We start from the raw sequence: 12,472 nt of genomic DNA, 5'->3' as shown, positions 1-12,472 counted from the left end.
TGCTTACGTCGCCTGCGACCGCCTCGCCGCTGCCCCTTTGAGTCCCACCCCGCACAGCACCGCAACCGCAGCCTCACGCCTCCCCAGCCTCGCCGCTCGCTCGGGGCTCCCTTCGGTCGCCCACATCGCTCGCGGCGTCCCTCGCGCGTGCTGACTCGCGGCCTCCGCTTCGCTCCGGCCGCTCGCAGGCACGCGCCACCGCGGAACCCCCGAGATAGCCAAAACTGGTCCCTACCGGCAGCCGCCGAGCGCTTCAGGCCCTTTATACGGGTGACCGGGCTACGCTCCGGCGATGAACCGAGACCGGATCGGCGAGTACGACGCCCTGGTGCTCGTCTCGCTCGTCTGGTTCCTCGGGAAGTTCGTCCGCTACCTCTTCCCCCCGCTGTTCGAGTCGATTCAGGACGCCTACGGCGTGAGCAACGCCGTCGTCGGGACCGCGTTCACCGGGTTCATGATCGTGTACGCGTTGCTACAGTTCCCGAGCGGTGCGGTCGCGGACCGGCTCGGGCCGGTCCGGGTGATCGTCGCGGGCGCGCTCGTCGCCGGCGCGGGGTCGCTCGCCGTCGTCTTCGACGCGCCCTTCGCCGCGCTCGTCGCCGCGATGCTCGTCATCGGGGCGGGCACCGGCGTCCACAAGACCGTCTCGGTGCGGCTGATCGCGCGCGTCTACCCCGCCCGCACCGGGCGGATGCTCGGCGCGCACGACACGCTCGGCGCGATGGGCGGGGTCGCCGCGCCCGCGGTCGTCGTCGCCGTCCTCTCGGCGCCGCCCGCCCTCGCAGCCGTCCTCGCGCGGCTCCCCGGCGCCGACTGGCGCGCCCCGTTCCTCCTCACCGGCGCCCTCGCGGTCGGCCTCGCGATCGCGACCGCAGTCCGCCTGTCCGGCTCGCCCGCGGCGGCCGGGCCGACCGACGACGACGGGAGCGACCCGGACACGCGCGAGTACCTCCGGCTGTTCCGGAACCCCCGGTTCTCGGCGTTCGTGCTGGTGACCGTCGGATTCTCGTTCGCGCACAACGGCCTCGTCGCGTTCCTCCCGCTGTACCTCTCTGAGGCCGGCGACCTCGCGACGTCGACCGCGAACCTGCTCTACTCACTCGTGTTCGCGGTGACGTTCGTCCAGCTCGTCACCGGCGACCTCTCCGACCGCGTCGGGCGGTTCCCCGTGATGGTCGGAACGCTCGGCTTAGCGGCGGCCGCGCTCGTCGCGCTCGTCTCGCTCCCGAGCTTCGGCCTCGGCGCCGTCGCGGCCGCTGTCGTCGTCGCACTCTTCGGCCTCGGCTCCCACGGGTTCCAGCCTGTGCGCAGCGCCTACCTGATGGAGCTGCTTCCGGAGCGGCTCGCGGGCGGGGGCCTCGGCGTCGTCCGAACGCTGCTCATGGGCGCCGGCGCGCTCGCGCCGAGCGCCGTCGGGATCGTCGCCGACGCGGTCGGCTTCCGGCCCGCGTTCGCGCTGCTCGCCGGCTCGATGGGGCTCGCGGCCGCGGTCGCCGCCGGGCTCTGGGTGACGGAGTGAGGGCCGTTCTCGGCGCTCCGCGGGCGTCGGCGTTCAGTCGAGGCTCTCGGGCTCGAACGCCTCCGGGTCGTACTCGTGCTCTCGGAGGCGGTCGGCGTCGACCGCCCGCAGCACGGACTCGTTCGTCGCTTCGAGGACGACCGGCGGGGCGACGCCCGCCTCGGCCGCCTCCACCCACCGGCCGACGCAGAGACACCAGCTGTCGCCCGGCTCCAGCCCGGGGAAGTCGAACTCGGGCCGCGGCGTGATCAGGTCGTTGCCGCGCTCGCGGCTGTACTCGAGAAACTCGGCGGTGACGACCGCACAGAGCGTGTGCTCGCCGACGTCGCCGTCGACGTCGCGGCAGTGGCCGTCGCGGAGGTAGCCGGTCGTCGGGTCGCCCCCGCAGGGGGCGAGTTCGCCGCCGAACACGTTTCGGTCGCCGGGATCGCGGTCGTCGCGGTCGTCGGGATCGTCGCGGTCGTCGGGATCGTCACGGTCGTCGGTCGACATGGGACGGGGTCCGGTCGCCGACGGCATAAGCGACCGGCGGGTCGCCGCGCGTCGGCCGTCGGGCGTTCGGCCGGCGGTATAAGTGCCGCGCCGTCGAACGGTCGCGTCATGAGCCGGAACGACGAGGTCGCGACGCGCTTGGAGGAGTTCGCCGACCTCCTCGAGGCGACGGGCGTCGAGTACAAGCCGACCGCCTACCGACGGGCGGCCGAGAACGTCCGCGACCACCCTGCGCCGATCGAGGGGCTCGCGGCGGAGGGGGAAGAGGCGGTCGCCGAGATCGACCGCGTCGGCGACGCGATCGCGGCGAAGATCGTCGAGTACGTCGAGACCGGCGAGATCGAGGAGCTGGACGAGCTCCGCGAGGAGCTGCCCGTCGACATGGCGGGCCTGACCGCGGTCGAGGGCGTCGGCCCGAAGACGGTCGGGTCGCTGTACGACGCGCTCGGAATCGCTGACCTCGACGAGTTAGAGGCCGCCGCCGAGGCGGGCGAGATCCAGGAGGTGTCCGGCTTCGGCGCGAAGACCGAGCAGAACATCCTCGACAACATTCCGTTCGCCCGGGAGTCCCGCGAGCGCACCCGCCTCGGCGACGCCCGGCCGCTCGCGGACGACGCGCTCGCGTCCCTCGCCGATCTCGACCCCGTCGAGTCCGCCGAGGTGTGCGGGTCGATCCGGCGGTGGAAGCCCACCATCGGCGACGTCGACCTGCTCGTCGCGAGCGAGGCGCGCGAGCCGATCGTCGAGGCGTTCACCGACTGGGAGACCGCGGACGCGACGATCGAGGCGGGCACGGGGAAGGCGAGCGTGCGCGCGGACGGCACCCGCGTCGACCTCCGGATCGTCGACCCCGACGAGTTCGGGGCCGCGCTCCAGTACTTCACCGGGTCGCGGGCGCACAACGTCGCCGTCCGGAACCGGGCGATCGACCGCGGGCTCAAGCTGAACGAGTACGGGCTCTTCGACGTGAGCGACGTGGAGGGCGAGGGCGCCGACGCCGAAGACGCCGGAGACGACAGCGAGGAGCCGGACGCCACTCGCGCCGGCGAGCGCGTCGCGGGCGAGAGCGAGGACGAGGTGTACCGCGCGCTCGACATGGACCCGGTCCCGCCCGAGCTGCGCGAGGATCGCGGCGAGGTCGAGGCCGCCGCCGAGGACCGGCTCCCCGTCCTCGTCGGCGAGGGCGACCTCCGCGGCGACCTCCACACGCACACGGACTGGTCCGACGGCGGCTTCTCGATCGCCGAGATGGCGCGGGCGGCCGAGGAGCGCGGCTACGACTACCACGTCGTCACCGACCACGCGACCGGGCCGGGGATGGTCGGCGGGGTCGGCCTCGACGAGTCCGACATCGAGGAGCAGGCCGCGGCGGTCGCCGAGGCGGCCGACGAGGTCGACATCCCGATCCTCCACGGGATCGAGGCCAACATTGACGCCGACGGCGGCCTCGCGACAGACGACGAGACGCTCGCGGCCCTCGATCTGGTCGTCGCGTCACCCCACGCCGCGCTCGGGCAGGACCGGGAGGAAGCCACCGAGCGGCTGGTCCGCGCGGTCGAACACCCGCACGTCGACGTCCTCGGCCACCCGACCGGCCGTCTCATCAACGAGCGCCCCGGCCTCGACCCGGACGTCGAGGTGATCGCCGAGGCGGCCACCGCGAACGGGACCGCGATCGAGGTGAACGCGAACCCCGCACGGCTCGACGCCGACGGCGAGTTCGTTCGGGCCGCGATCGAGGCGGGGGCGACGATCGCCGTCAACACCGACGCGCACGCCCCCAGAGAACTCGACAACGCGCGGTACGGGGTCCACACGGCGCGGCGGGGCTGGGCGGAGACATCGAACGTGCTCAACGCGCGCTCGCTCGACGGGCTCCGTTCGTTCATCCTGTAGATGCCGAACCGGGAGGGTGACGGCGGAGATGGTGACACACCGCCTGACGACGCCGACCCGTCGACGAGGGACCGGCCGCCCGTCCTCCTTGACGTCATGTGCGGCAAGCTCGCGACCTACCTCCGGATCTGCGGCTACGACGCCGCCTACGCGCTCGACCGCGGGATCGAGGCCGACGACCGGCTCCTCTCGCTCGCGGCCGCGGAGGGGCGCGTCCTCCTCACCCGGGACCGCGAACTCGCGGACAGGGCCCCGAGCGCCGATCCCGCGGTCGACGCCGTCCCGCTCACCGAGCGCGACGTGCTCGACCAGCTCCGCGAGCTCGACGCGGCCGGCCTCCCGGTCGAACTCGCCGACGAGCCGACGCGGTGCGGCGCCTGTAACGGGCCCGTCGAGCGCGTCGCGTCCCCCGAAACGGACGGCTCCCCGGTCGACCGACCCGACTACGTCCCGGACGATGTGGGTCCGGGCCGGCCCGGGTGGCGCTGCGCTGACTGCGGTCAGTGGTTCTGGAAGGGCGGGCACTGGAACGACGTCGCAGCGCGGCTGGACGACCTGTGAGCGTAACCGGTTTGCCCGCCCGCCGCCTACGCCTCGCCAATGGAACGCGAACGGGCCGTCGACCGCCTGGAGACGCTCGTCGACCGCGTCGCAAGCGAGCCGATGCCGGTGCCCGTCCGCGAGGTGTGGGCGTTCGGCGACGTCGCGCTCGGGCTCGACCCGGTCGACCGGCTCGACGTCTACCTGACGAAGGACGTGATCATGGGCGGCGACAGCGACGCGGCCGCCGACTTCGAGGCCGAGTACGGCGTGAAGGGCGTCGGCACCACGGTCGACGCCGCGTGGGCGGAGGCCCACCCGGACCGCGTGCGGACGAGCGACAACGGGTACGCGGCGCCCGAGAAGTGCCTCGCGGCCGAACTCGTCGAGGACGACGAGCCGATCCACCTCGAAGTGTGTAACGCGGGCTTCGAGGATAACGTCCGCCAGCGCCTGAAAGGGGCGCTCGCCCGCGACGCCTACGAGGAGGTGCTCGACCCCCGCGGCGTCTGCCTGTGGGTCGACGGCGAGCGCGACGACGAGGCGTTCGACCGCCTCCGCGAGGCCTCGCTTGCGATGCCGACGCTGCCCGCCGCGCTCGGGATGCTCGGCGCTGACGAGGAGGCCGCGACCGAGGCGGCCGACGTGCTCAAACAACAGCGCGCCGAGCAGGAGGGGGCGTCCGTCCGCGGAGACATGGTTTGATTCGGACGCGCTGCCGTCACTATTTATAAGTAGAACGGGGAGCGGTGGCGCGTGCCTGCGAGGCCGCCCTGCGGCCGAGCAGCACCGCGCGAGGGAGTCAGTCGCCGGAGCGAAGCGACGGCGACTGACGAGGCTGGGGAGGCGTGAGGTGCGGTCCCACGAGCGACCGAAGGGAGCGAGCGGGAGCACGGAAGTCGCAGCCCGCGCAGCGAGCGAAGCGAGCGAGCAGGACCGTCTTCCGGCGGTTGCTGTGCGGGGCGGGACTCAAAGGGGCAGCCGCGAGGGCGCCGCAGACGACGTAAGCACCGCAGGGAGCGAACGGAGTGAGCGACTGAGGAGCGCAGCGAGTGTGCGGCGTCCTCGCGGCTGGGGCTTTGACGGTGTTCGTCGCAGCGCCGTCGTCTATTTATAAACAGATTCGGACGCTACCGCTCGTTATTTATAAACGACCACGCGGATGCCCAAATTTAGGCCTCCTCTCTCACGCCACCCGTCCCACGGTCACGTCGAAGGGGACGTACTCGACGCGCTCGTACTCGCCGGCGTCGATTGCCGCCGCGACCTCGCGGCCCATCTCGCGCCAGCGCCCGCGGAGGTCGTCGTAGGCGGCCTCCGAGGTCGCGGCCACCAGCTCTTCGCGGTGGTCGGCCAGCCCCGCGCCGGAGGCCTTCCGCGCCGCCGACCGCAGCGCGGCCTCGTCGTACGGCGGCTCGGTCCGCTTCTCGTGGACGTAGCGCCGCGTGCGCACGTCGACGAGCCCGGCCGCGTCGAACGCCTCGCGCACGCGGTCGCCGAGCGCGACGTCCGTGTCCACCCCATCGACGTACGCCTCGCGCGCCTCGCGCTCTAAGCGCTCCTCGGCGTCGACCGTCGAGGCCACCCGCACGTCGGCGTTGTCCGGCTCGACCGCGGCGACGAGGTCCGAAGAAACGCGGGCGAGTTCCCGGACCGCCGCGGTCGGGTCCGGGAGGTTGATCAAAAGCGCCTGACACACCGCGAGATCGACCGCGTCGTCGCCGACCGGGAGCCGGGTCGCGTCGCCCGCGAGGAACTCGGTCCGATCGTCGCCCTCGTCACGGGCGACAGCCAACAGGTCGCGGTCCGCGTCGACGCCGTACACGGACGCGCCCTCGGCCTCCGCGGCCAGCACGCGTGTCAGCTCGCCGGTACCGCAGCCGACGTCGAGGACGCGCTCGCGGCTCGACAGCTCAAGGTCCGCGAGCGCGTCGCGGCCGTCCTCCCACATCCCGCGGCGGGTGTGTTCGAGGTACTCAGCGGAGAAGCGTCGCACGGGCCCGCTTCGCGGCGGGCGAAAATAAACGTCCGGAGATCGGTCGGGCTCGGTCTCGCCGCGCGTCCCTCACTCGTCGCTGTCGGCGCTCCCGAACCCCAGCACGTCGGCGGCGAGGACGGCGGTCACGCCGGCGCAGTAGCCGACGAACGCGCTGGTCACCCCGATCGCGGCGAAGCTCACCGTCACGTCGCCGATCGCCGGGTTCCCGCCGTTGACGCCGGGGACGCCGACGAGCGTCCCGAGGAGGACGAACCCCCCGAGGACGAGCGCCGGCACGACGCCGACGGCTATACACGCCGGCCCGCCGCAGCGCGCGTACGCCCCGGCGGCCGCGAGGGGCCCGGGAGCGTAGAACACTAAGAGCGGCAGGAGCCGGTCGGTCAGCGCCGTCGCCGTCGTTGCGCCCGCGGACTCGGCGGCGAACGCGGCGACGAGCGCGAGCGTCACGACGCCGGCGAACCCGACCACCAGCCCGACCGCGCGGTCGCGGCGGCGTCCGAACAGCAACGCCTTCGTGGTGGGCATGTCCGTGGATCGCTCACGGGATCACTTAAATCCGCGTCGGACGGACGGCGTCCCCGGGAACGACGGCGACCCGGCGCCACCGGGAGCGAGGCCGCCTCAGTCGCGGCGGAGCTCGCGCACCCGATCGATGTTCCACGCGAAGCTCTTCCCGTCCTCGGTCGGTGTCTCCAGCGCGAGCGGCACGTCCGTCAGGTCCGGGTGGTTGAGGAACCGCTCCATCCCCGCCTCGCCGATGTGCCCCTCGCCGATGTGGGCGTGCTCGTCCTTGTTCGTGCCGCACTCGTGTTTCGAGTCGTTGAGGTGGACGTACTCCAAGTGTTCCAGCCCGACCACGTCGTCGAACTCTCCGATCGTCTGGTCGACCGCCGCGGGCGTCGAGAGGTCGTAGCCCGCAGCGAACGCGTGGGCGGTGTCGACGCAGACGTCGATGTCCGTCTCCGTGCGGTCGATGACCCCCGCGAGGTGCTCGAACTCGCCGCCGAGCTTCGTCCCCGCGCCGGCGTCGCTCTCGATCAGGATCGTCACGCCGTCGGGCACGTCGAGGTCGTCGATCACCGACGCGGCGTTGTCGAGACCGCCCTCGACGCCGGCGCCCGTGTGCGCGCCGAGGTGGACGTTCACGTACGGGATTCCCAGCTTGTCGGCCGCGTCGACCTCTTTTTGCATCGAGTCGAGCGACTTCTCGCGGAGCCCCTCTTTCGGCGTACAGAGGTTCACGAGGTAGGAGGTGTGGATCACCCACGGCCCCTCCATGTCGCGCTCCGTCCCCTCGCGGAACCGCGCGGCCTCGTCGTCGTCGATGTTCGGGTCCTGCCACACCTGCGGCGAGTGGGTGAATATCTGTCCGCAGTTGCCGCCGACCTCGACCTGATTTTCCACGGCGTTGTCCACGCCGCCGGCGATGGAGACGTGCGCGCCGACCTTGAGACTCATACCGGACACTGGGGGGCGGTCGAAAAAGCCCCTTCGGAACCGGGCGGATCCCGACGACGCCGACGAGCCCGTCTCTCCCTACTTCCCGCCGCTCCCGGGTCGCGTCCGGATCCACTCCTCGTCGCGGTACTTCTCCGCGACGAGCTCCTCGGCGCGCTCCAGCTCCGCCGCCGTCCACGACCCGTTGAGGTCCACGGTCGCCTCGGGCGCCGCTCCGGCCCAGTCGGAAAGCGCCGCTTCGACGGCCGCCACCGCGTCCGCGCGGTCGACGTCGACCAGTTCGTCCATCCCGACGACGCGCTCGCGGAACGCCTCGGGCGTCACCGGCGGCTCGGCGAACACGCCGAGGTGGCGGTCCGCGTCGACCGCGTACGTCAGCGACCCGTGCTGGATCACCGCCTCCCGCTTGCGGTACTGGGCGTTGCCAGCGATCTTGCGGCGTCGATCGCCCTCGGGCCCCCGGGCCACCACGTCGTGCGCCGGGTGGAGTTCCCGGAGGTAGCAGGCCGGGTGGTACAGCTCCGGCATCGGCTCGTCGACGTAGTCGGCGTCGACCCCGAGCCGGTCGAACGCGTCGAGGACGGGTTCACAGAGGAGGTGGTAGCAGTCGAGCAGTTCGCCCGGTACCGTCTCCGCAGGAACCGCGATCGAGTACGCGACGTCCCCCCGACCGTCGTGGTAGATCCCGCCGCCGCCTGTCTGTCGGCGGGTCACGTCGATCCCCTCGCGCTCGCAGAACGCCCAGTCGACCGTTTCCGGCTCCTGGTGGCGACCGAGGGTGAGACAGCTCGGCTCCCAGCGGTAGGTCCGGACTGTCGCCGGTCCCCCGGCCGCGGCGGTCTCGGCGGCGACCTCGTCGAGCGCCATCTGTATCGGGCCGGGGCGGGCCTCCTCGCGGATCAGCCGCCAGTCGACGGCGGGCACGGTCATACCGCCCTCCTCGGGCGCCGCTCCGAAAGCGGTTGCGCTCGGTGTCCGACCGACCCGAAACAGATTTGCTATCGCGGTATACGCTATATCGGGCCCGCCTGCCGAACGCGCGTCCCTTTTAGGAATCGCCGGAGTAGGGGCGCGTATGGTGCGAAACGTCGCCGGCGACATGGCGGAGCTCGACCCCGAGGACTTCTACCTCCTCTCGGGCGTCGAGCAGGGGATGCGCTTCTCGGAGTGGGTGCGCCGCGACAAGCTCCCGGAGTACGCCGACCTCACGCGCGAGGAGGTCGACTACCGGATCGATCGGTGTCTCGACCGCGAGCTGATCGAGCGGAAGACGATCCAGTACGAGGGGTATCAGCTCACCTTCGAGGGGTACGACGCCCTGGCTCTCCGGACGTTCGCCGAGCGCGAGACGATCGACGGCGTGGGCTCGCCGCTGGGGCTCGGGAAGGAGGGCGACGTGTACGAGGCGCAGTCGTTCCGGCCGCTCGCCTTAAAGTACCACCGCGAGGGGTACACCAACTTCCGCGAGGTGAACCGCGAGCGCGAGTACACCGCCGACCGAGACCACGTCTCGTGGCTCTACACCGCGCGCAAGGCGGCCGAGCGCGAGTACGAGGCGATGGAGGAGCTGTACCCCGACGTGAGCGTCCCGCGACCGGTCGATCACAACCGGCACGCCATCGTGATGGAGAAGTTCGCCGGGGTGGAGCTGTCGCGCGCGAAGCTCGACCCCGAGCAAGCGGTCGGCGTCCTCGATCTGATCCTGCGCGAGCTCGCGACCGCGTACGAGCTCGGCTGGGTCCACGCCGACGCCTCCGAGCACAACGTCGCGGTCGCCGAGAGCGGGATCACGATCTTCGACTGGCCGCAGGCGGTGTCCGTCGACCACGAGAACGCCCGGGAGTTCCTCGAACGCGACGTCGAGAACCTCTTGCGGTACTTCGCTCGGAAATACCCCCACGAGGTGCCCAGAGACGCCGATACCGACGGAGTCGCCGCCGCTATCGCCGACGGCTCGTTCGAGAGCGTTCGGGCGTTCGGCGCCGAATAAATCACATAGCGCGATACGAAATCCGACTTCGCCGGTGGTCAACTTTTGTATCCCTCACCCTCGATCGGACCGCTAAACACCCCATAGAGGAATTTGAAGTACCACAGTACGAGGAGAAGCGCCGGAAATCCGAGAATCGTCACGAGATTCAGCGCTAACGGTGAGACAACCGCTTCTCGAACCGTCAAGCCGGTTGGCGGATAGATCGTCGGATACAGCAGGAGCGCGACCAGCAGGCTCAGTAGCGCAGGAAGCCCGAGTGCGCTCACCAGCCAAGCACGGTACTTGCCGCGCAGAGCGAGAACACTTCCCCCTCCTCCCGCAACGACCGACAAGAGGACAATCGCACCTACGGGAAGCGAAAGAACGGTTTCGGCAGCACCTCCGGCATCAGTTACGACAACCGTCGTCAGCAGAGCGACGACTCCGATCAAGTATACCAGCGTCGCGACGATTCCGTACGTGCGCAGGTCTGACGCTAACCGTGGCCTGGTTTTAGCTGTCAGAAAGGCCGCGCCGGTGGCGACCGAGACAGTTACGAGGCCGACACCAGTCAGCAGTGCCGGTAGCGACAGCGTCGGCGCGTCGAAGATCCACCGACCGGCGAGCGTCCCGAACAGCAGCGGCGCGAGAAAGCTCCCTCCGATAAAGGAGTAATCCCAGTACCGCTTCCAGCGCTCGTCGTCGCGCTGTTCACGCATTTCTGGGCCGAGCCCGCGGAACAGCAGCGCGAGCACGAACCCGAGCGCGAGCAGGTAGTGATCGGCCAAGACTCGCGAGTACACTCGCGGGAACGCCGCTAGCAGCATCGTTCCGAAGGCGACGACCCACACCTCGTTTGCGTCCCAAACCGGACCGAACGCCGTCAAGAGTGTCTCCTTCTCGCGTTCGTCGTCGCGAGTCGCGTACAGCATTCCGATTCCGAAGTCGAACCCGTCGAGGACTACGTACATCGCCAGCGCAAACATGACGGCACCGAACCAGATCTCGGGGAGCGCGTCGACAAGATACGCGTCGACGAGCAACACGAGCTCAGTCATCGTCGCTCACCTTCGGGACCGGACCGTACCATCGATCGTCGTCCGATACCTTCGCTCCGAGTTCCCGAAGCTCGTCTTCGACCAGCCACCGCAGCACATGAAGAGCTACCAAGATCAATCCGATATAGATAACGACGAAGCCGACGAGCGTCAGAGTCGCTTCGGTTCCGCTCAATGTCGAGGAAACGGCCTCACTAGTTCTGAGTTCGCCCTGGATGACCCACGGTTGTCGACCGATCTCTGTGACGTACCACCCCGTGAGAAGCGCCGCGTAGCCGAGCGGCGACGCAGCGATCATCGTCTTCAGGAATCGATTGCTCTCCGAGAGGCGTCCGTTGTAGATGAGATACCCGCCCCACAGCGCCAGCCCGATGAACAGGAATCCGAGTCCGACCATGAACCGGAACGACCAGAACACCATCGCTACGGGCGGGTTCTCCTCGTACTCGTTTAATCCGAGCACTTCGGCGTCGAAGTCACCACCGCTAGCGAGGAACGACCCGACGCCCGGGAGACTCACGGTAAAGAGGTTCTCGGCTTTCGGATCGGTGATCGCGTCAATGCTCTTCGGGAACGCGAGCAGGTGTAAGTCCGCCGTGCCGGTCTCGTAGTGAGCTTCCATGGCTGCGAACTTCTGTGGCTGTGTATCTGCGACGTGACGCCCATACGCGTCACCGTGGACTGCCTGCAGAGGAGCGGTGACGAGCAGGATGATAACCGCGAGTTTCAACGCAGTGTTCCACGCAGCGGCGTCTCGCTTCTTCCAGACGATGTACGCCGAGACCCCGGCGACCAGCAGCGCGACGGAAATGACCGACGCGTTGACCATGTGTACATACATCCACGGCATCCGGGGCGTGAAGAACGCAGCCAGCGGGTCGGTTAGCTTCGCGACCTCCATACCGTTACGCGTGATCATCTCGAAGCCCTGTGGAGTCTGCATCCAAGCGTTGACGATCAGGATCCAGAAGGCCGACAGCCACGCCCCGACACCCACCAGTACCGACGAGAGAATGTAGGTCCGATCGCTGACGCGTTCCTGACCGAACAGCAGTACCCCGAGGAAAACAGCCTCAAGGAAGAACGCCATCTTCGCTTCGAATGCGAGCGGCCCACCGATCAGCTCGCCAGCCACCTCGGCGAACTGCGGGAAGTTCGTTCCGAACTGGAAGCTCATCGGGATGCCGGTGACCGTTCCCATGACGAATCCGGCGGCGAACACCTTGACCCAGAATGATCGCAGCCGTGTGAACCGTTCGTCGTCGGTCCGAACGTCCTTCCAAGTGAAGTAGACGATGAACGGCGCTAACCCAACCGAGAGCGAGGCGAAAATTATGTGAACGCTGATCGTCCAGCCGAACTGCGCACGGCTCGCAAGCTCCGGCGAGAGCTGTAGCGCCCATCCCTGAATCAAGACGTCGGGGAGCACCGTCGAGAACATAGATATATTTTCTCACGGAAATAAAAGAGAAGTTGTGTAATTCCCCCGTTCGAGGACTGTACTACGGTAGCTTATATCCGCAGAGCCGTAGCTTCTG

12 protein-coding genes are annotated in these 12,472 nt (G+C 69.3%); 5 read left to right on the top strand and 7 right to left on the bottom strand.

Going from position 1 to position 12,472, the window contains the following annotated elements; all coding sequences use genetic code 11:
- Positions 1–292 precede the first annotated feature (292 nt).
- The gene (locus J7656_RS13170) at positions 293–1,519 is read left to right on the top strand and encodes an MFS transporter (RefSeq protein WP_017342452.1); all 1,227 of its coding nucleotides are present in this window, start codon (positions 293–295) and stop codon (positions 1,517–1,519) included.
- Between the two features lie 33 nt (positions 1,520–1,552).
- Here the strand turns inward: J7656_RS13170 and J7656_RS13165 are convergent, their stop codons facing one another.
- Positions 1,553–2,011 carry a DUF2237 family protein gene (locus J7656_RS13165; protein ID WP_017342453.1) on the bottom strand — a complete coding sequence of 153 codons (459 nt, stop codon included), beginning with the start codon at positions 2,009–2,011 and terminating at the stop codon, positions 1,553–1,555.
- Positions 2,012–2,119: 108 nt separating this feature from the next.
- Here J7656_RS13165 and J7656_RS13160 point away from each other — a divergent pair, with 108 nt between their 5' ends.
- From J7656_RS13160 to J7656_RS13150, 3 genes are read left to right on the top strand one after another with little or no spacing between them, the layout of a single operon-like run.
- Positions 2,120–3,907, top strand: a complete 1,788-nt coding sequence (locus J7656_RS13160) for a DNA polymerase/3'-5' exonuclease PolX (RefSeq protein WP_211553523.1) — start codon at positions 2,120–2,122, stop codon at positions 3,905–3,907.
- The gene (locus J7656_RS13155; RefSeq protein WP_211553522.1) at positions 3,908–4,468 is read left to right on the top strand and encodes a Mut7-C RNAse domain-containing protein; all 561 of its coding nucleotides are present in this window, start codon (positions 3,908–3,910) and stop codon (positions 4,466–4,468) included.
- Between the two features lie 39 nt (positions 4,469–4,507).
- Complete coding sequence (locus J7656_RS13150) at positions 4,508–5,152, top strand: DUF7095 family protein (protein WP_211553521.1); 645 nt, start codon at positions 4,508–4,510, stop codon at positions 5,150–5,152.
- A gap of 481 nt (positions 5,153–5,633) precedes the next feature.
- Here the strand turns inward: J7656_RS13150 and J7656_RS13145 are convergent, their stop codons facing one another.
- The 4 genes from J7656_RS13145 to J7656_RS13130 all read right to left on the bottom strand — a co-directional run bounded on the left by J7656_RS13145 (position 5,634) and on the right by J7656_RS13130 (position 8,834).
- Positions 5,634–6,443, bottom strand: coding sequence for a class I SAM-dependent methyltransferase (locus tag J7656_RS13145; protein WP_211553520.1), 810 nt, complete (start codon positions 6,441–6,443; stop codon positions 5,634–5,636).
- A 69-nt stretch (positions 6,444–6,512) separates the two neighbouring features.
- Positions 6,513–6,971, bottom strand: a complete 459-nt coding sequence (locus tag J7656_RS13140; RefSeq protein WP_017342458.1) for a hypothetical protein — start codon at positions 6,969–6,971, stop codon at positions 6,513–6,515.
- 96 nt (positions 6,972–7,067) lie between these two features.
- On the bottom strand, positions 7,068–7,904 hold the full coding sequence (locus J7656_RS13135) for a deoxyribonuclease IV (RefSeq protein ID WP_017342459.1): 837 nt from the start codon (positions 7,902–7,904) through the stop codon (positions 7,068–7,070).
- Between the two features lie 78 nt (positions 7,905–7,982).
- Positions 7,983–8,834, bottom strand: coding sequence for a lipoate--protein ligase family protein (locus tag J7656_RS13130; RefSeq protein ID WP_211553519.1), 852 nt, complete (start codon positions 8,832–8,834; stop codon positions 7,983–7,985).
- A 145-nt stretch (positions 8,835–8,979) separates the two neighbouring features.
- On the opposite strand from J7656_RS13130, the gene J7656_RS13125 reads away from it, so the two are divergent.
- The gene (locus J7656_RS13125) at positions 8,980–9,894 is read left to right on the top strand and encodes a serine/threonine-protein kinase RIO2 (protein ID WP_211553518.1); all 915 of its coding nucleotides are present in this window, start codon (positions 8,980–8,982) and stop codon (positions 9,892–9,894) included.
- Between the two features lie 38 nt (positions 9,895–9,932).
- On the opposite strand, the gene J7656_RS13120 is transcribed toward J7656_RS13125, so the two are convergent.
- A complete protein-coding gene (locus J7656_RS13120) occupies positions 9,933–10,934 on the bottom strand; it encodes a cytochrome d ubiquinol oxidase subunit II (RefSeq protein WP_017342462.1) in 1,002 nt (333 codons plus the stop codon).
- Positions 10,927–12,375: a cytochrome ubiquinol oxidase subunit I gene (locus tag J7656_RS13115; protein ID WP_017342463.1), complete on the bottom strand. Its 1,449-nt coding sequence runs from the start codon at positions 12,373–12,375 to the stop codon at positions 10,927–10,929. The genes J7656_RS13120 and J7656_RS13115 overlap by 8 nt, the downstream gene beginning before the upstream one ends.
- Between the last annotated feature and the right edge of the window lie 97 nt (positions 12,376–12,472).

The sequence above is a fragment of the Halorubrum ruber genome (assembly GCF_018228765.1).
In the GTDB taxonomy this organism is placed as follows: Archaea; Halobacteriota; Halobacteria; order Halobacteriales; family Haloferacaceae; genus Halorubrum; species Halorubrum ruber.
This window is presented reverse-complemented; position numbering and strand designations above follow the sequence as displayed.